This is a genomic window from Sphingomonas phyllosphaerae (genome assembly GCF_036946485.1).
GTDB classification, from domain to species: Bacteria; Pseudomonadota; Alphaproteobacteria; order Sphingomonadales; family Sphingomonadaceae; genus Sphingomonas; species Sphingomonas phyllosphaerae_E.
This window is the reverse complement of the sequence record NZ_JAQIJA010000006.1, coordinates 685,798-702,603: the sequence shown is the minus strand read 5'-3', so window position 1 is coordinate 702,603 and position 16,806 is coordinate 685,798. Positions and strand designations below refer to the sequence as shown.

The window sequence follows — 16,806 nt, the reverse complement described above, 5'->3', positions numbered from 1 at the left end:
TTGATCCACGAATCAACGGCTTGCGCGCTCGCGGATCGGTGGATGCCGGAACACGTCCGGCATGACGGGTGAGTTTCGCAGAGGTTTCGATCACGTCCCGGACGACGGCGGGTTCGCCGCCAGAACCTCATCGACCCACGCCGGCACCAGCGTGCCTGCCGGCCCCAACCGCGTCTCGTCGAACCATGCGCTCCCCTCGGACCGATCGAGGTTCAGCTCCAGGGTCGCCGCCCCATGGTGTCGCGCCAGCCGGACAAATCCCGCTGCCGGATAGACCGCGCCCGACGTGCCGATCGACACGAACAGATCGGCGCGCGACAATGCGTCGTCGATCCGCTCCATTTGGTAGGGCATCTCGCCGAAGAAGACGATGTCGGGCCGTAGCGCCGGTGCCTGACAATCAGAGCAGACGCTCCCGGGCGGCAGCGTCTCGCTCCACGGCCGCCGTGCGCCGCACGCGGCACATAACGTCGAGCGCAACTCCCCATGCATGTGCAGCAGCCGTCGCGCCCCCGCCCGCTCGTGCAGATCGTCGACATTCTGCGTGACGATCAGCAGCTCGCCGCGCCATTGCCGGTCGAGCCGCGCCAGCGCGTCATGGGCGGCATTGGGGAGGACCGTCGCCAGCGCCGCGCGCCGCAGATCGTAGAAGCGATGCACAAACGCCGGATCGTGCGCGAGCGCCTCGGGCGTGCACACGTCCTCGACGCGGTGGCCTTCCCACAAGCCGCCCGGCCCGCGGAAGGTGGCGATGCCGCTTTCGGCGGAGATGCCCGCGCCGGTGAGGATGACGATGTTGCGCATCGGGCCATGCTACCCGTCTGGCGGTCCCCGGCAAAGCCGCTTAGGCCCGCGCTCATGCATCTCGCCCCCGACCTCTTCGCCTTCCTCGTCCTCGTCGCGTTCGTCGCGGGCGCGATCGATGCGCTGGCGGGGGGCGGCGGGTTGCTGACGATTCCGGCGCTGCTCGCGGCGGGTATCCCGCCGGTTGCGGCGCTGGCGACCAACAAGTTGCAGAGCGCCGTCGGCACCGGGTCGGCGTTTCTCACCTTCTGGCGGGCCGGCCATGTCGACCTGCGCCGCTTCGTTTTGCCCGCGATGGGCGCGTTCGGCGGATCGGTGGCGGGCGCAGTCGCAGTGCAGCACGTCGATCCACGCTTTCTGGCGGCGTTCGTGCCGGTGCTGCTGATCGCGATGGCGCTGTATTTCCTGCTCGCGCCGCCGATGAGCGAGTCCGACCGGCATGCCCGGCTCGGGCGTGCCGGGCTGACCGGGGTCACGACGCTGCTCGGCTTCTACGACGGGTTCTTCGGGCCGGGGACCGGATCGTTCCTGACGACCGCGCTGGTCGCGCTCGGCGGGCTTGGGCTGGTGCGCGCGATCGCCAATACCAAATTCCTCAATCTTGCGACGAATATCGCCGCGCTTACCGCGATGATCGCGGGCGGCAAGGTGCTGTGGCTGCTGGGCGGTGCGATGGCGGCGGCCAACGTCGCGGGCAATCAGTGCGGCGCGTGGGCGGCGCTGCGCTTCGGCGGCAAGGGCGTGCGACTGCTGCTGGTGGTCATGTCGATCGCGCTCACGATCAAGCTGCTGTCCGACCCGGCCAACCCGTTATGGGCGTGGCTGGGTAGGTAGCAGTTCAACGGCTCGCATAGACATTGGCGTGCGCGGTGTCTTCGGCATCGCCGCTGGGGAGGAACGCGCCGGCGACATAGGCTTCGTCGGTGACCTCGACCGTCGCGCCGAGCTGCGTCGCGCCGAACAGCTTCTTCGCGAAGGCGGTCGGCAGCCGGATGCAGCCGTGCGACGCCGGAAAGCCCGGATTGCGCCCGGCATGAAGCGCGACCCCGTCCCAGGTGAGCCGCTGCATGAACGGCATCGGCGCGTCGTCGTAAAGGTTCGAGCGGTGTTGCGCCTTCTTCTGCAGGATCGTGAAGGTGCCGGTCGGGGTGGGGCGATCGTCCGACCCGGTCGACACCGACGAGGCGGCGACGAGTTGCTGCCCACGGAACACATAGGCGCGCTGGTCGGGGATCGAGATCAGCACGCTGACCCGTCCCGGACCGTCTGCCGCACCGGTCCAGATAAAGCGATTGGGCGGCAGCGTAGCCGCCGCCTCGGTGATCGCCAGCGCTTCGCCCCCGTCGGCCGAGGCCGGGGCCACAACGACGGTCGTCAGCAGTGCGGCGAGCAGAAAGGAAGCGATTCGGCGCATGGCGACGGCCTTCTGACGTTCGTTGCGGTGGCCGGCCCATCCGGCACACATCGATCAGTCAACGCGCCGCGACCGTTTCGGTGCCGGGCGACGAAGCGTTCATCATCTGCGGCAAATGCGGCCGGATCAGGCGCAAACAGCAGTTAACGTTGACGATAATTAACCTGTTCCATGCTACATGACGGTCATTGGAGCGGGGATTTACGTTACTCATGATGCAGTCGCAGGATACGGTGTCGTCACGCCGTGCTTTGCTGAAGACCGGCGGATTGTTCGTCGGCGCCTTGATGATCCCGGGTGCGGTGTCGGCCGGTATGCGCGACCGCGCACGCCGCGGGACGCCGGAGTCGCTGATCCCGGACGATTTCTTCCACCCTTCGGCAACGCGGGTCACGCAGCCCGCGGTCGCCAGCGCGACGACGCAGCCGGTGATCAACGCACCCGGCGTCAATCCACAATTGCTGAAGCGCGCGCTCGCGTCGCTGGAGCGGCACGGCAGCCAGATCGCCAAGCGCGACCGGATCGCGGTGGCGGATTTCTCGGCGGGGTCGAGTGCGCCGCGCTTCCACCTCATCAACCTCGAGGACGGGCGTACCGTGTCGAAGCTGGTCGCCCACGGCAGCGGCTCGGATCCGGCGCATACCGGCTATGTGCAGCGTTTCTCGAACCAGAACGGCTCCAACGCCTCGTGCGAGGGCGCGTTCGCGACGGCCGATTATTACGTCGGCAAGCATGGGCGGTCGCAGCGGCTGATCGGTCTGGATGCGACCAACAACAATGCGCTGGATCGCGCGATCGTGGTGCACGCGGCCTGGTATGCCAATCCCGACATGATCCGCGAGCGCGGGATGCTGGGACGCAGCCAGGGATGTTTCGCGGTCGGCGAGAACGAGTTGACCGAGGTGTTCGAGCGGCTCGGGCCGGGGCGGATGATCTACGCCGCGAAGGTCTGAGGCCACGCTCTCCGTCACCCCGGACCTGATCCGGGGTCCCGCCTGAACAACGCGGGCCGACAGGAACAAGATGAAACGTCGCCCCGGATTGAGTCCGGGGCGACGTTTCATCTTTTATGTTCGATCGTTATCGCGCGTCGAAGGCCGCGAGTTCGTAGGCGATCGACGCCTCGACCAACGTTTCCCACATCGTCGCGACCGCCTCGCCCGGCAGACCGAGCCGCTCCGCCTCGTCACGCGCCTGCGCGATCACCTGCGCCTTGCGCGCCTCGTCGCGCACCGCGCCGCGGGTCGGCTTGATACGCGCGGCGGCATCCATATAGTCGAAGCGACGACGCAGCAGCGCGACCAGTTCGCGATCCAGCGCATCGACGCCGGTGCGGACCTCGCTCATGGTGGTGCAACGCTGGCCGGGCAGGATTTCACTCATGCCGCGCTGCTTGGCGTCCGGCGCGGCGTCTGTCCAGCTTGACTTGCGCGGCCTGCCCGGCTAGGCGCGCCGCTTCGCAATCGCCCCCGCATCCCGGTGAAGCGGCGGGCCTGCACCTCGTTTTCGAGGTGTGGCGCGAGACCGGGACCTACGTCGTTCGCCTATTGCAAAGGTAATTACATGTCGAAGCGCCATAGCGCCAAGTACAAGCTCGACCGTCGTCTCGGCGAGAACATCTGGGGCCGTCCGAAGAGCCCGGTCAACAAGCGCGAATACGGCCCCGGCCAGCATGGTCAGCGCCGCAAGGGCAAGGTGTCGGACTTCGGCATCCAGCTGCGCGCCAAGCAGAAGCTCAAGGGCTATTATGGCGACGTGACCGAGAAGCAGTTCCGTCACGCCTATGAGGAAGCGTCGCGCATGAAGGGCGACACCTCGCAGAACCTGATCGGGCTGCTCGAGCGTCGCCTCGACGCGATCGTCTATCGCGCCAAGTTCGCGCCGACGATCTGGGCCGCACGTCAGCTCGTCAGCCACGGCCACATCCGCGTCAACGGCGTGAAGTGCAACGTCGCGTCGCGTCGCTGCTCGATCAACGACGAGATCTCGCTGGGCAGCAAGGCGCAGGAAATGGCGCTGGTCATGGAAGCGCAGAACCTCGCCGAGCGCGAAGTGCCGGATTACGTGGCGCAGGACGGCAACACCAAGGTGACGCTGGTTCGCGTCCCGACGCTGGACGAAGTGCCCTATCCGGTGAAGATGGAGCCGAATCTGGTCGTCGAGTTCTACTCGCGCTGATCGCTACGGTTCGGCGGCCGATGGTGCCGCCGATCCCCGGCCAAGAAAAAGGGCGGCCCCGTCGGGGTCGCCCTTTTTTCATGTCGATAGGTTGACCGGGCGGCCGTCAGTGGTTCGCCCATCCGATCGTCAAGCGCACGCCCAGCACCAGCGCGTTGCGGATCGTGGGATTCGCGGATGGGTGAATGACATATTGCACGTCGGGCTGGATCGTGACGCCCTTCGCCACCTCATCGCTATAGGTCGCCTCCAGGATCGTCTCGGCATCGCGCAGCGGGGGCAGATCGGCCGGATTGCTGAGCCGGTAATTGCGCGACAGGGCGCCGCTCCCTGCCCCCAGCGAGAAGACGCCGGCGGGGCGGCTCGCAAACGGCCGCTTGAGCAAGACCCCGCCCTGCCAACCGCCGCGGAACGGCGTGGTGGTGCCATCCGACACGCCGAGCCGGACAAAGCCGACCAGATAACGGCTGGTCTCGTCGTCCTTGCCGAGCAAACCCTGCTCGGCCAGCACATACACGCCCTGAGAATAGCGCCGCTGGTCGGTGGGAGTAAGGCCCGGCGGGATGATCGTCGGCTGGCGCTGCGTATAATGCCAGGCGCCGACCGCCAGCTTTCCGCGCCCGGTCCACCCGGCCTCCCCGATCAGCAGCGCGCCGTCACGCCCCGACAGATCGATACCGTGTTCGTCGCCGAGCGTTCCGGCGCGCGCGTTGATGACCGCGACCGAAGCATAAGCGTCCCGCGTCGTCGCCTTCAGCCGCAGCGCGAGTGCAGTCGATGGAAAGATCGCCGGGCCGTTCGTGCCGGTCGCCGCCAGTTCCGAGCCGACGCCGAACATCGGCGACACCAGCAACCCCGCGGCGTCGTTCTGATAGAATTCGCTGTTGACGTCATATAGCCCGGCGCGGAGCGTGACATGGGAACCCAGACCGGTCTCCATCCACGCCTCGTAGAGCTTGAAGTGTGGGTTCGCGACTTCGATGTTGTCGATGCCCTGGATCGATCCGGCGAGATCGTTGGGGCGACCGCCGAAATTGTTCAGCAGCGAGACGTGCGCGGTGGTCCGCTTCCACCCCGCCATCTTTTCCAGATCGGCCTCCGCGACGATGTCGAGATTGTCGAGATAGCGGACGCCACGCGCCACGCCACCGGCGGCGACCCCGGTCACGTCGGCCTTGTAGGTCACGTCCACCGACAGCGCGCGTCCGGCGGCGCCAGCATCCTGCGCAAGTGCCGGTGTTCCGATCAGGAGGCTGGCGATCGCCAGCGACAACGCCTTGCGAGTCCGGTTCGGAGTCACGAGCGATCGACCCATGAAGTTGACGATCGCGCAGCACCTAGACCAACAAAGTGCAGTTCCCGTTCAACGACTTGGTAAACGGCCACTATACGAGAAGACTTGACCATCCGGGCGGGCGGCCCGGCAAGTAGAATTGCCGATTGTAAGAATATGCATCTTCATGATCAGCAACGGCTAACCAGCCGTTATCATCTTCAGAACTATAGTGCCCGCCGGATCATGTCAGCGAGGGTCAAGGTGCAGTCGATCAACCGAATGATGACCATCACCATCGCCGCGATCGCCGCGCTCGTGCTTGTGTCTTGTGCGGGTGGGGTCTGGTCGAACAATCGTCAGGCCGCGGCGCGGGCCAGCGCCACTGCCGCCTCCGCCCTGCTGCGCAACCACATGACCGCCGACATGATGCACGACGCGGTGCGCGGCGACATCCTGTCGATCCTGCGCGCGACGAGCGTCGGCGATGTCGATGCCGCCGAAAACCGCAAATCGCTGGCCGATGATGGCATGACGCTGCGCAAGGCGATCAGGGCCGACGCCGCCTATGCCGCCGCGCCCGACGTCGCCGAAAAGGCGACGCGGCTCCAGGCGCAGGTCACGGCCTATCTGGACAGCGCGGACAAGATCGCCGCCGCTGCGGCCAGCGATCCGGCGCGAGCGTCGGCGCTGCTCCCCACCTTCCTTGCCGCCTTCGAGAAGCTGGAGGGCGGGATGAGCGACCTGTCCGACACGATCGAGGCGCATGTCCGCGACGTCAACGCCGCCGCCGATGGCGCCGCGGTGGTCGCCAACATCCTGCTGAGCATCACGACGCTGGCGACCTTTGCGGTGGTGATCGCGGCAGGCGTGGCGACGCGCCGGTATCTGCTCGCGCCGCTGCTGGCGCTGGTCGACGTGCTGAAGCGCATGACCTCGGGCCAGATGGACGCCGCCATCCCCGCGACCGGGCGGCGCGACGAGCTGGGGCAATTGGCACAAGCCACTGCAGCGCTGCGCGACCAGCTCATCGCGGCGGAAGTGGCGAAGGAAGCGCAGACGTCGCTGATCGTCGACAGCTTCGGCACGGCGCTGTCGCGACTGGCCGAAGGCGATCTGGTCGCACGCGTGGATGCCGATCTGGCGGGACCGTTCGTGCGGATCAAGGACGATTTCAACGCCGCGGTCGCCGCATTACAGGCGACGCTCAGCCATGTGGTCCAGTCGGCGAGCAGCATCAACAATGGCGCGAGCGACATTCGCCAGGCATCGGACGATCTGTCGCAGCGCACCGAGCAGCAGGCGGCGTCGCTGGAAGAAACCGCCGCGGCGATGGACGAGATCACCAGCACCGTGCGCAGCACCGCCGCGCGTGCCGAACGTGCGAACAGCGCGGTGTCCAGCGCGACCGACGAGGCACGTCGGTCGGGCACGGTGGTGCGCGATGCGGTGGAGGCGATGGGCGGGATCGAGCGCACGTCGGCCGAAATCTCCGAGATCATCTCGGTCATCGACGGGATCGCCTTCCAGACCAACCTGCTGGCGCTCAATGCCGGGGTCGAGGCGGCTCGCGCCGGCGAGGCCGGACGCGGCTTCGCGGTGGTCGCCAGCGAGGTACGGGCGCTGGCGCAGCGTTCGGCGGACGCGGCGAAGGACGTGAAGACGCGCATCACCGCGTCGAGCGACCAGGTGAAGGAAGGCGTCCGGCTGGTGGGCGAAACGGGTGCCGCCTTGTCGCGGATTATCGAGCGGATCGCCGAGATCGACGGCCTGGTCGGCGACATTGCCGCCTCCGCCGATCAGCAGGCGACCGGGCTGCAACAGGTCAATACCGCCGTGTCGGAAATGGACGGCGTGACGCAGCAGAATGCCGCGATGGTCGAGCAGGCGACCGCCGCGGCGCGCAGCCTGGCGAGCGATGCCGACGACATGGCGCGCCAGATCGCCCGCTTCCGCATCGGCACACCGTCCTTGCGCGCTGCGGCGCCACCACCGGTCGAGACGCGTCGCCCAACGCCACGCTTCGTCGGCAACGCCGCACTGGCGACGCAGGAGGAAGATTGGTCGGCATTTTAGAATCGATCGATATCCGCCGGCCGCTCTCCTCTCCTGTCATCCCGGACGTGATCCGCGACCCGCTTCAGGTCGGTCGCCGAGAACCCGGATCAGGATGCGCCAGCGCTCAGCACCGGGGCGGGGGGCCGCCGATGCCGTACCGTCAGCCGGGACAAGCTCCGACATCACGCTTCGCACGGATAGACGCCTAAGCTCGTCACTCGGCATCGACGAATTTTACGGGTGGGTCGCCGTCGCTCGCGCTGGTTGTGACGGACGCTGCGCATGTTTCCACCATCTGCTACGCCTGTAACAGTCGGTCAGAACGCCATGTCTTTGAAGTAGCTTTAAGTGCGCTACGAAGGCACTCACGACGGAAATGGTGGAGCCGAGGGGGATCGAACCCCTGACCTTCGCAATGCCATTGCGACGCTCTCCCAGCTGAGCTACGGCCCCATTCCGTCCGGGAGGCAGCCCACTAACCGGGGGCTGCCGGCTTGGCAAGCGGCAATTTCACCGCTCGCCAAGCTTTTTCGAAGGTCAGTTGTTTTCGTCGTCTTCGTTGCTGGTTTCGACGCCCAGATCGTCGTCGCCGCCGAGATCGACCTCGTCGTCGGCCGAGGGCTCCTCGTCCTCACCGGTGTCCAGATCCTCGTCGTCGCCGGCCAGATCGGAGTCGATCTTCTCCTTGTCGGGCTTGGCCGCCTCGAAGGGCAGCGGTTGCTTGGACTTCAGGATCGGCTCCGGCTCCCACGCATAACCGCAGTTGATGCAGGTGACGGGCTCGTTCTTCTGGAGGTCGTAGAAACGCGTCGCGCATTTCGGGCACGTACGCTTCGTGCCCCATTCCGGCTGGATCATGCCGTGAAAAGCCTTTCGGATGGGTGGATCAAACAGGTCGCCCTGTGAAGTGGCGCGTGCCTTGCCATAGCGCAAGGCGGCTGGCAAGGCGCGGCGCGCATGGCGCATTCCTCCTCCCCCGCTCCGTTCACCGTCCCCTCGCCCGCGCGGCTGACAGGACGGATCCGCGTTCCCGGCGACAAGTCGATCAGCCATCGCTCGCTGATGCTCTCGGCGCTCGCGATCGGCGAGAGCCGGGTCGAAGGGTTGCTGGAGGGCGAGGACGTGCTCGCCACCGCCGCGGCGATGCGCGCGATGGGCGCGACGATCGAGCGCGGCGACGACGGGATCTGGCGCATTCATGGCGTGGGGGTCGGCGGGCTGCTCCAGCCGACGCAGGCGCTGGAGATGGGCAATTCGGGCACCTCGACGCGGCTGTTGATGGGTTTGGTCGCGAGCCATCCGATCACCGCGACCTTCACCGGCGACGCCTCGCTGTCGTCGCGCCCGATGGCGCGCGTCACGGTGCCGCTGACACAGATGGGTGCATCGATCGAGGCGTCGCCGGGAACGCGGCTGCCGCTGATGGTGCGCGGGGCGTGCCCGGCGGTGCCGATCGACTATGAGCTGCCGGTCGCCTCGGCGCAGGTGAAGTCGGCAGTGCTGCTCGCCGCGCTCAACACGCCGGGCATCACGCGCGTGATCGAGCCGGTGCCGACCCGCGATCATAGCGAGCGGATGCTCGCCGGCTTCGGTGCGCAATTGACCGTCGAACAGGGGCCGCGCGGTCGCGTGATCTCGCTGACCGGCGAAGCGGAGCTGAAGCCGCAGTCGATCGTCGTGCCGGGCGATCCGTCCTCGGCGGCGTTCTGGATGGTCGCGGCGTCGATCGTGCCCGGCAGCGACGTGGTGATCGAGAATGTCGGGCTAAACCCGACCCGCGCCGGACTGCTGACCGCGCTGCGCATGATGGGCGCGGACATCACCGAAGTCGATGCGCGTGTGGTCGGTGGCGAGCCGGTCGCCGATCTGCGCGTTCGGCACGCGACGCTCGCTGGCATCGTGGTGCCGCATGATCTGGCGCCGTCGATGATCGACGAATATCCGGCCTTGTTCGTCGCAGCCGCCTTTGCCGAGGGCGCGACGATCGCGCGCGGGGCGGAGGAACTGCGCGTCAAGGAAAGCGACCGGATCGCCGCGATGCGCGCCGCGCTGGCGGCGAACGGCGTCGCGACCGACGAGCATGAGGACGGACTGACCGTTCATGGATCGGGCGGCGAAAAGATCGCGGGCGGCGGCATGGTCGCGACCAAGCTCGATCACCGGATCGCGATGAGCATGACCGTCGCCGGGCTGCATGCGCGCCAGCCGGTGACGATCGACGATGTCGCGCCGGTCGCCACCAGCTACCCGGCCTTCTATCAGCAGCTCGCGCAATTGTCGGGGAGCGCGGCATGATCATCGCGGTCGACGGACCGGCGGCGTCGGGCAAGGGTACGATCGCGCGCGCGCTGGCCCGCCACTATGACATCCCGCATCTCGACACCGGGCTGCTCTATCGCGCGGTGGCGACGCAGGTAGCGCGGCTCGATCTCGATCCCGCGATCGAGGCCGATGCGGTGGCGGCATGCGACTTCGACGACCAACTGCTGGCAGACCCGATCCTGCGCGACGATGCCACCGGACAGGTCGCCTCGATCGTGTCGGCGCATCCGCTGGTGCGCGCGGCGCTACTCCAGCGGCAGCGACGCTTCGCGCACCAGCCCGGCGGCGCGGTGCTCGACGGGCGGGACATCGGCACCGTGATCGCGCCGGATGCCGATGCCAAATTGTTCGTGCGCGCGACGCCGACGATCCGCGCGCGACGGCGTCACGACGAACTCCACAAGCGTGGCAGCGCGATCAGCTACGATCAGGTGCTGGCCGACATCCGCACCCGCGACGATCGCGACAGCTCGCGCTCGACCGCGCCGCTGGTGGCGGCGACGGATGCGATGGAACTCGACACCAGCTTCCTGTCGATCGACGCCGCCGTTTCGCGCGCGATCACGCTGGTGGATGCGCGGGTGTCGCGCTAATCGGCGGACCAGTCCTCGCGGCCGTGGCGGATGCGGAGGATGAGGACGTCGTCGGCATCGTCCACTTGATAGAATATGATGTGCACGCCGACGGGGAAGCCTCTCGTTGCGCCGTCGATCTCGTCCCTCAGCCGAGCGATGCGCGGGAAGCTGTCGATCATCTCAAACGCCTCTCGTAGCCGTGCGACAAATCGGTCCGACGCGGCAAGTCCGTAACGCTCTAGGCCGCTGGCGATCAGTTCCGCCAAGTCGCGATCGGCCTCCGCCGAAAGCTCAACCGCCATGTTTCGCCAGATAGGCCGCGCGGGTTTCCGCGACGACTTGTTCGAACGAACGCTGGGAAATGCCACTCGCCCTGCCCTCGTCCACCAGCCGCTGCATGTTCGCGATCTTCTCCGCGCGCACCTGTTCGCGACGGATCAGGTCGCGGACGACGTCGCTGGAGTTGCTGTAGCGGCCGGTCGCCGCCTGCTGCTCGACCCAGTCCTTCATGGCATCGGGGAGCGAGATGTTCATCGTGGCCATGACGAAACGATGCCGCTGATTGGCAAAGATTGTCAACCTTGCTTGCCGGTCGCTTTTCGGCTAGGGCGCGTCGGTCCGGCGAGCTGTGGCTCGCGGAGGCGCGGCGCGACGGCTTGCCCTTCGCGCCTTTTCGCACATCCGCGAATGGCCCCCGCCGCTCCCCAGATCGCACGGATGTCGCACCCGGCACGGGGCCGGTGCGACAGTGATGGCCAAGACCGGCGGAACCAACCGCCTGGCCGGAAAACGACATAGGACAGTTTCTTTTATGGCCTCAGTGGCAACTCCCTCGCGTGACGAATTCGCGGCGATGCTCGATGACATGTTCGGCGGCGCCGACAGCTTCGAGGGCCGCGTGGTGCTGGGCACCGTTACCGCCATCGAGAACGACCTGGTCGTCATCGACGTCGGCCTGAAGAGCGAAGGCCGCGTGCCGCTGCGCGAATTCGCGCCCGCGCCGGGCCAGAAGGCCGACCTGAAGGTCGGTGACGAAGTCGAGGTCTACGTCGACCGCGTCGAGAACATGCATGGCGAAGCGATGCTGTCGCGCGACCGCGCGCGCCGCGAAGCCGCGTGGGACAAGCTGGAGCTGGAATTCGCCAAGACCGCGCGCGTCGAGGGCGTGATCTTCGGCCGCGTGAAGGGCGGCTTCACCGTCGACCTGAACGGCGCCGTGGCGTTCCTGCCGGGTTCGCAGGTCGACATCCGCCCGGTGCGCGACGTCACCCCGCTGATGGACATCCCGCAGCCGTTCCAGATCCTGAAGATGGACCGCAAGCGCGGCAACATCGTCGTCAGCCGCCGCGCGGTGCTGGAAGAGACCCGCGCCGAGCAGCGTTCGGGCCTGATCCAGTCGCTGCATGAAGGCCAGATCATCGACGGCGTCGTCAAGAACATCACCGATTACGGTGCGTTCGTCGACCTGGGCGGCATCGACGGCCTGCTGCACGTCACCGACCTCAGCTACAAGCGCGTCGGCCACCCGAGCGAGATGATCAACATCGGCGACACCGTGAAGGTGCAGATCATCCGCATCAACAAGGACACGCAGCGCATCTCGCTGGGCATGAAGCAGCTCGAGAGCGATCCGTGGGATGGCGCCGCCGCCAAGTATCCGGTCGGTGCGAAGCTGTCGGGCCGCGTCACGAACATCACCGAATATGGTGCGTTCGTCGAACTGGAGGCCGGCATCGAGGGCCTGGTCCACGTTAGCGAAATGTCCTGGACCAAGAAGAACGTCCATCCGGGCAAGATCGTCTCGACCTCGCAGGAAGTCGAAGTGGTGGTGCTCGAGGTCGACGAGGACAAGCGTCGCATCTCGCTGGGCCTGAAGCAGGCGCAGAACAACCCGTGGGAGGCGTTCGCCGCCGCGCACCCGATCGGCTCGACCGTCGAGGGCGAAGTCAAGAACGCCACCGAGTTCGGCCTGTTCATCGGCCTCGACAACGATGTCGACGGCATGGTCCACATGTCGGACATCGCCTGGGGCGTGTCGGGTGAGGACGCGCTGAACCTGCACCGCAAGGGTGAGATGGTTCAGGCCGTGGTGCTCGACATCGACTCGGAGAAGGAGCGCATCTCGCTGGGCATGAAGCAGCTCGAGCGCGGCGGTCCGGTCGCGGCGGGCGCGGGCGATCGCCTGGGCAAGAACCAGGTTGTCACCGTCACCGTCCTCGAAGTTCGCGACGCAGGCCTCGAAGTGCAGGCGGGCGACGATGGCGCGACTGGCTTCATCAAGCGCACCGATCTCGGCCGCGACCGCGACGAGCAGCGTCCGGAGCGCTTCCAGGTCGGCCAGAAGTTCGACGCGATGGTGACCGGCTTCGATCGTTCCAAGAAGCCGACCTTCTCGGTCAAGGCGATGCAGATCGCCGAGGAGAAGCAGGCCGTGGCGCAGTACGGCTCGTCCGACTCGGGTGCGTCGCTGGGAGACATCCTGGGCGAGGCGCTCAAGGCGCGCGACACCAAGAAGTAAGCGAAGCTGCCTTACGGGCGTGGAAGGGGGATCGGCCACCGGCCGGTCCCCTTTTTATTTGCCGGACATTTGGATGACCCACTTTGCGCAATCGCTTCCAGATCGGTGCTACCGAGGGCCCAAACTTACCTGTATCAGATCGCGGTGAACGTAATCCAAGCCCCAAGGAACCGCAGACGATGATAAGGTCTGAGTTGGTACAGGCATTGTTGAAGGACAATCCCGGCCTGTCCCAGCGCGATGTCGAGGCAATTGTCTCGACCTTCTTCGATGAGATTACCGAGCGGCTCGCCGCCAACGGCCGCGTCGAATTGCGCGGATTTGGCGCTTTCTCTACGCGTGCCCGCGACGCGCGCGTCGGCCGCAATCCGCGAACTGGCGAAACGGTCGAAGTCGACGCCAAGCGTGTGCCGTTCTTCAAACCCGGTAAGGAAATGCGCGTTCGCCTCAACGTCACCTGACGCGACGGGCGCCGCAACGACTTGACGCGGCGCCCTGCAACCGCTTCGTGGCAGATGATGCGCGGGCGTGGCGGAATCGGTAGACGCTGGGGACTTAAAATCCTCTGCCATTGGCGTGCGGGTTCGAGTCCCGCCGCCCGCACCAGCATCATTCGCCTTGGAGCAATCGGTATCCTGGCGTTGTCGGCACCGTCGTGCGGGCGGCGCGCCGATGTCGGAGCGGTGGTGGTGAGCGTGATCGGTGCCGAGCCGAAACTGGCCGACCGCGATCGCAGCGCGCTTCCCGCCGGCGACCGGTTGCTTACCGATTCGCTCGGCGAGGGTCTGGTCCGCTTCGATGCGGTTGGGCAGATCGAAGCGGGCGTGGCCGAACGCTGGATCGTGATCGACGACGGGCGCAGCTACATCTTCCGCTTGCGTAATGCCGAATGGGCCGATGGCACCCCGGTACGCGCGCGCGACGTCGTTCCGCTGCTTCGCCGGCAAATCGCACGAGCCGCCGCAAACCGCATCGCTCCGTATCTGACGGCGGTCGACTCGGTCGTCGAGATGACGCCGGAAGTGATCGAGATCGAATTGGCGCGGCCGCGTCCCGATCTTCTCAAATTGTTCGCGCAGCCCGAAATGGCGCTGCTGCGTCCCGGCAAGGACAATGGTGCCGGGCCGTTCCGACGACGCGGGGACGGTCGCGACGGTATCCTGCTGACCCCCGCGCGCGATCCCGATCGGGACCCGGATGAGGAAAGGCCGACTCCCGAGCAGAACGTCCTGTTGCGTGGCGAACGTGCGGCGCTGGCGATCCTGCGCTTCGTCGAACGTCATTCCGATCTCGTGACCGGCGGCACGATCGACGACTGGCCGACGCTGCAGGCCGCCAACCCCGCGCCCGCCAATGTGCGCATCGATCCCGCAGCGGGCCTCTTCGGGCTCGCGATCGTGCGACGCGAGGGCTTTCTGGCAGACGCCGGCAATCGCGGCGCGGTCGCTCAGGCGATCGATCGCAGCGACCTGACCAGCGTCGCGAGCGATTGGCCGGCGCGCGAGACGATCCTGCCCGAACAGCTCGATTCCGCCGCCCCACCGATGGTGCCGGTCTGGGCGACGCTGCCACCCGAGCAACGTCCCGCCGCCGCCCGGTCGCGTGTCGCGGCGTGGCGTGCCGCGCGGGGCAGCGGACCGGTGCTGCGGCTCGCACTGCCGCAAGGCCCGGGCGGCACGCTGTTGTGGGCGCATCTGGCGCGGGATCTGTATGCCGTCGGGATCGTGCCGCTGCGGGTCGCCAGCGACGATGCGACCGCCGATCTGCGGCTGGTGGATCTGGTGGCGCCTTACGACAATGCCCGCTGGTACCTGGCCGAAGCATGCGTCGCCTGTGCGCCGGAGGCACGCGCCGCGATTGAGGCTGCCCGGCTGGCCGACACGCTGCCGCAGCGTGCCGAGGCGGCGGCGACCGCCGATCGGTTACTGACGCAGGATGTGGCGTTCGTGCCGCTGTCGCGGCCGTTCCGCTGGTCGCTGGTCGCGCTACGGCTGCGGCAATGGCAGCCGAACCCGCGTGCGTGGCACCCATTGAACCGCCTCCGCGCCGACCCCAATTGAGGATCATGAACGCTCGCCCTACCCCGCTGAATGCCCGTCTTTTCGACGCGCTGCCCATCGGGCGCGATCCAGTGGCGGTTCGTCGCCGGGTCGAGGCGGTCGAGCGGCTGCTCGAGGGTCTTTATGTCATCCCCGGCATCAATCGGCGGGTCGGGCTGGACGCGATCGTCGGACTGGTCCCGGTGGTTGGAGACCTGTTCGCCGGCGCGATGGGCATGTGGCTGGTCTGGGAAGCGCGCAACCTGGGCATGGGGCGCCTGGCGCTGTTCGGGATGACGGCACGCGTCGGCTTCGACACCGCTCTGGGGATGATCCCGTTCGTCGGCGATGCGGCCGACTTCTTCTATCGATCGAACACGCGCAATCTGAAGCGGATCAAGAAGCACCTCGATCGGCATTATCCGGCGACGGTGACGCTGGAACGGTAAGGGCGGCGCAGCTTACGGGGTGGCGGGCACGAACACCGTTCCGCCCGGCATCGCCTCGGGCACGCCGGTCGTGCCGGGGAAGCTGATCGGCAGGCCCGCAAGCGTTCGCACCGCCATATAGGCGAAACCCTCCGCTTCCAGCCCGTCGCCGTGCCAGCCGAGCGCATCGACCGGCTCGGGAACCAGACCGGTGCGGTCGGCGATCATCCGCAACATCGCAGGATTGTGCCGCCCGCCGCCCGCCACCAGCAACCGGCGCGGGAAGACCGGCAGCAGCGTCAGCGCCTGCGCCACCGTGGCCGCAGTAAAGGCGGTCAGCGTCGCCGCCCCATCGGCGGGGGACAGCCCGCGCGCCGGCTGGATCGTGAAATCGTTCCGGTCGAGCGACTTTGGATAGGGCGCATCAAAGAACGGGTGATCGAGCATCGCGGTCAAGACCGCCTCGTCGACCTGCCCCGCGGCGGCGAGCGCGCCATCCTTGTCGAAGCGTGCGCCGCTCTCCTGCTCGACCCAGCTATCGATCAGGCCGTTTGCCGGCCCGGTATCGAACGCGGCGATGGCGTCACCACCGTCGATCAGCGTGATGTTGGCCACCCCGCCGAGGTTGAGGATCGCGACCGGCCCCTCTAGCCCTGCCGCCAGCGCCGCGTGATAGATCGGCAGCAACGGCGCGCCCTGCCCGCCTGCGGCAACATCGGCACTGCGGAAATCGGCAACGGTGGGAATGCCGGTGGCGTCGGCGAGGACTTGCCCATCGCCGATCTGCCACGTCCAGCGCCGGTCGGGGCGGTGCGCGACGGTCTGACCATGGAAGCCGATCACGCCAACGTCACGCGCCGCCACGGCGGCATCGCGCAGCAGCTTCTGCACGGCAAGCATATGTGTCCGCGTGATCAGCGCCGCCGCGGCAACGAGCGGCGGGCTGGCGCGCGGGCGCGGGTAGGTCAGCGCAAGAGCGGTCGCCTCGGCCAGTTGCGCGCGCGCCGCATCCGAATAGGGTTCGCCGCGAAAAGCGATCCGGCGCACCGCCAGTTCGCCGTCGGTATCGATCAGCGCCGCGTCGATCCCGTCCAGCGACGTGCCCGACATCAATCCGATCGCCAGCATCGCGGCACCCTCCCGTCCTGAACCAGCCGCCGCTATCGCGTGTGCCGCCGCCACTGGCAAATCGCATCG

General features: G+C 67.2%; 18 protein-coding genes and 2 tRNA genes. 11 read left to right on the top strand and 9 right to left on the bottom strand.

The window, feature by feature from the left end:
* Positions 1–90: 90 nt before the first annotated feature.
* Positions 91–804, bottom strand: a complete 714-nt coding sequence (locus PGN16_RS19005) for an NAD-dependent deacylase (RefSeq protein ID WP_335310906.1) — start codon at positions 802–804, stop codon at positions 91–93.
* Between the two features lie 54 nt (positions 805–858).
* On the opposite strand from PGN16_RS19005, the gene PGN16_RS19000 reads away from it, so the two are divergent.
* Positions 859–1,638 (top strand): TSUP family transporter, encoded by a 780-nt coding sequence (locus PGN16_RS19000; protein ID WP_335310905.1) that lies wholly within the window; start codon positions 859–861, stop codon positions 1,636–1,638.
* A 4-nt stretch (positions 1,639–1,642) separates the two neighbouring features.
* On the opposite strand, the gene PGN16_RS18995 is transcribed toward PGN16_RS19000, so the two are convergent.
* On the bottom strand, positions 1,643–2,218 hold the full coding sequence (locus PGN16_RS18995) for a L,D-transpeptidase family protein (protein WP_335310904.1): 576 nt from the start codon (positions 2,216–2,218) through the stop codon (positions 1,643–1,645).
* 212 nt (positions 2,219–2,430) lie between these two features.
* On the opposite strand from PGN16_RS18995, the gene PGN16_RS18990 reads away from it, so the two are divergent.
* Complete coding sequence (locus PGN16_RS18990) at positions 2,431–3,171, top strand: murein L,D-transpeptidase catalytic domain family protein (RefSeq protein ID WP_335310903.1); 741 nt, start codon at positions 2,431–2,433, stop codon at positions 3,169–3,171.
* Positions 3,172–3,298: 127 nt separating this feature from the next.
* On the opposite strand, the gene PGN16_RS18985 is transcribed toward PGN16_RS18990, so the two are convergent.
* Complete coding sequence (locus PGN16_RS18985; protein WP_335310902.1) at positions 3,299–3,601, bottom strand: chorismate mutase; 303 nt, start codon at positions 3,599–3,601, stop codon at positions 3,299–3,301.
* A 180-nt stretch (positions 3,602–3,781) separates the two neighbouring features.
* On the opposite strand from PGN16_RS18985, the gene rpsD reads away from it, so the two are divergent.
* Positions 3,782–4,396, top strand: coding sequence for a 30S ribosomal protein S4 (gene rpsD / locus PGN16_RS18980; protein WP_335310901.1), 615 nt, complete (start codon positions 3,782–3,784; stop codon positions 4,394–4,396).
* A gap of 106 nt (positions 4,397–4,502) precedes the next feature.
* Here the strand turns inward: rpsD and PGN16_RS18975 are convergent, their stop codons facing one another.
* Positions 4,503–5,711: a carbohydrate porin gene (locus tag PGN16_RS18975; RefSeq protein WP_335310900.1), complete on the bottom strand. Its 1,209-nt coding sequence runs from the start codon at positions 5,709–5,711 to the stop codon at positions 4,503–4,505.
* Positions 5,712–5,951: 240 nt separating this feature from the next.
* Between PGN16_RS18975 and PGN16_RS18970 the strand changes: the two genes are divergently transcribed.
* Positions 5,952–7,745: a methyl-accepting chemotaxis protein gene (locus PGN16_RS18970; RefSeq protein WP_335310899.1), complete on the top strand. Its 1,794-nt coding sequence runs from the start codon at positions 5,952–5,954 to the stop codon at positions 7,743–7,745.
* A 359-nt stretch (positions 7,746–8,104) separates the two neighbouring features.
* Here the strand turns inward: PGN16_RS18970 and PGN16_RS18965 are convergent.
* Positions 8,105–8,180 (bottom strand) — tRNA-Ala (locus tag PGN16_RS18965).
* Positions 8,181–8,264: 84 nt separating this feature from the next.
* Entirely contained in the window at positions 8,265–8,585 is a 321-nt protein-coding gene (locus PGN16_RS18960) for an FYDLN acid domain-containing protein (RefSeq protein WP_335310991.1), read from the bottom strand.
* A gap of 99 nt (positions 8,586–8,684) precedes the next feature.
* Between PGN16_RS18960 and aroA the strand changes: the two genes are divergently transcribed.
* On the top strand, positions 8,685–10,022 hold the full coding sequence (aroA, locus tag PGN16_RS18955) for a 3-phosphoshikimate 1-carboxyvinyltransferase (RefSeq protein WP_335310898.1): 1,338 nt from the start codon (positions 8,685–8,687) through the stop codon (positions 10,020–10,022).
* A complete protein-coding gene (gene cmk / locus PGN16_RS18950; RefSeq protein ID WP_335310897.1) occupies positions 10,019–10,642 on the top strand; it encodes a (d)CMP kinase in 624 nt (207 codons plus the stop codon). Before aroA ends, cmk begins: the two co-directional genes overlap by 4 nt.
* Here the strand turns inward: cmk and PGN16_RS18945 are convergent.
* Both PGN16_RS18945 and PGN16_RS18940 read right to left on the bottom strand, forming a co-directional pair.
* Positions 10,639–10,926 (bottom strand): type II toxin-antitoxin system RelE/ParE family toxin, encoded by a 288-nt coding sequence (locus PGN16_RS18945; RefSeq protein WP_335310896.1) that lies wholly within the window; start codon positions 10,924–10,926, stop codon positions 10,639–10,641. The two genes, cmk and PGN16_RS18945, sit on opposite strands and share 4 nt — an antisense overlap.
* Positions 10,916–11,158 (bottom strand): type II toxin-antitoxin system ParD family antitoxin, encoded by a 243-nt coding sequence (locus PGN16_RS18940; protein ID WP_443019684.1) that lies wholly within the window; start codon positions 11,156–11,158, stop codon positions 10,916–10,918. The genes PGN16_RS18945 and PGN16_RS18940 overlap by 11 nt, the downstream gene beginning before the upstream one ends.
* A gap of 277 nt (positions 11,159–11,435) precedes the next feature.
* Here PGN16_RS18940 and rpsA point away from each other — a divergent pair, with 277 nt between their 5' ends.
* The 5 genes from rpsA to PGN16_RS18915 all read left to right on the top strand — a co-directional run bounded on the left by rpsA (position 11,436) and on the right by PGN16_RS18915 (position 15,630).
* On the top strand, positions 11,436–13,142 hold the full coding sequence (gene rpsA, locus PGN16_RS18935; RefSeq protein WP_028965398.1) for a 30S ribosomal protein S1: 1,707 nt from the start codon (positions 11,436–11,438) through the stop codon (positions 13,140–13,142).
* 179 nt (positions 13,143–13,321) lie between these two features.
* Positions 13,322–13,603, top strand: coding sequence for an integration host factor subunit beta (locus tag PGN16_RS18930; RefSeq protein ID WP_335310990.1), 282 nt, complete (start codon positions 13,322–13,324; stop codon positions 13,601–13,603).
* Positions 13,604–13,664: 61 nt separating this feature from the next.
* A tRNA-Leu gene (locus tag PGN16_RS18925) sits at positions 13,665–13,748 on the top strand.
* A 35-nt stretch (positions 13,749–13,783) separates the two neighbouring features.
* Positions 13,784–15,202, top strand: a complete 1,419-nt coding sequence (locus PGN16_RS18920) for an ABC transporter substrate-binding protein (RefSeq protein ID WP_335310894.1) — start codon at positions 13,784–13,786, stop codon at positions 15,200–15,202.
* 5 nt (positions 15,203–15,207) lie between these two features.
* A complete protein-coding gene (locus PGN16_RS18915) occupies positions 15,208–15,630 on the top strand; it encodes a DUF4112 domain-containing protein (protein ID WP_335310893.1) in 423 nt (140 codons plus the stop codon).
* A gap of 12 nt (positions 15,631–15,642) precedes the next feature.
* On the opposite strand, the gene PGN16_RS18910 is transcribed toward PGN16_RS18915, so the two are convergent.
* Positions 15,643–16,737 carry an anhydro-N-acetylmuramic acid kinase gene (locus tag PGN16_RS18910; protein ID WP_335310892.1) on the bottom strand — a complete coding sequence of 365 codons (1,095 nt, stop codon included), beginning with the start codon at positions 16,735–16,737 and terminating at the stop codon, positions 15,643–15,645.
* Positions 16,738–16,806: the final 69 nt, after the last annotated feature.

What these genes read in the sequence shown, in the direction of transcription:
- PGN16_RS19005 (WP_335310906.1), bottom strand. Translation starts at nt 804, where the DNA reads ATGCGCAACATCGTCATCCTCACCGGCGCGGGCATCTCCGCCGAAAGC.
- PGN16_RS19000 (WP_335310905.1), top strand. Translation starts at nt 859, where the DNA reads ATGCATCTCGCCCCCGACCTCTTCGCCTTCCTCGTCCTCGTCGCGTTC.
- PGN16_RS18995 (WP_335310904.1), bottom strand. Translation starts at nt 2,218, where the DNA reads ATGCGCCGAATCGCTTCCTTTCTGCTCGCCGCACTGCTGACGACCGTC.
- PGN16_RS18990 (WP_335310903.1), top strand. Translation starts at nt 2,431, where the DNA reads ATGATGCAGTCGCAGGATACGGTGTCGTCACGCCGTGCTTTGCTGAAG.
- PGN16_RS18985 (WP_335310902.1), bottom strand. Translation starts at nt 3,601, where the DNA reads ATGAGTGAAATCCTGCCCGGCCAGCGTTGCACCACCATGAGCGAGGTC.
- rpsD (WP_335310901.1), top strand. Translation starts at nt 3,782, where the DNA reads ATGTCGAAGCGCCATAGCGCCAAGTACAAGCTCGACCGTCGTCTCGGC.
- PGN16_RS18975 (WP_335310900.1), bottom strand. Translation starts at nt 5,711, where the DNA reads ATGGGTCGATCGCTCGTGACTCCGAACCGGACTCGCAAGGCGTTGTCG.
- PGN16_RS18970 (WP_335310899.1), top strand. Translation starts at nt 5,952, where the DNA reads ATGATGACCATCACCATCGCCGCGATCGCCGCGCTCGTGCTTGTGTCT.
- PGN16_RS18960 (WP_335310991.1), bottom strand. Translation starts at nt 8,585, where the DNA reads ATGATCCAGCCGGAATGGGGCACGAAGCGTACGTGCCCGAAATGCGCG.
- aroA (WP_335310898.1), top strand. Translation starts at nt 8,685, where the DNA reads ATGGCGCATTCCTCCTCCCCCGCTCCGTTCACCGTCCCCTCGCCCGCG.
- cmk (WP_335310897.1), top strand. Translation starts at nt 10,019, where the DNA reads ATGATCATCGCGGTCGACGGACCGGCGGCGTCGGGCAAGGGTACGATC.
- PGN16_RS18945 (WP_335310896.1), bottom strand. Translation starts at nt 10,926, where the DNA reads ATGGCGGTTGAGCTTTCGGCGGAGGCCGATCGCGACTTGGCGGAACTG.
- PGN16_RS18940 (WP_443019684.1), bottom strand. Translation starts at nt 11,158, where the DNA reads ATGAACATCTCGCTCCCCGATGCCATGAAGGACTGGGTCGAGCAGCAG.
- rpsA (WP_028965398.1), top strand. Translation starts at nt 11,436, where the DNA reads ATGGCCTCAGTGGCAACTCCCTCGCGTGACGAATTCGCGGCGATGCTC.
- PGN16_RS18930 (WP_335310990.1), top strand. Translation starts at nt 13,322, where the DNA reads ATGATAAGGTCTGAGTTGGTACAGGCATTGTTGAAGGACAATCCCGGC.
- PGN16_RS18915 (WP_335310893.1), top strand. Translation starts at nt 15,208, where the DNA reads ATGAACGCTCGCCCTACCCCGCTGAATGCCCGTCTTTTCGACGCGCTG.
- PGN16_RS18910 (WP_335310892.1), bottom strand. Translation starts at nt 16,737, where the DNA reads ATGCTGGCGATCGGATTGATGTCGGGCACGTCGCTGGACGGGATCGAC.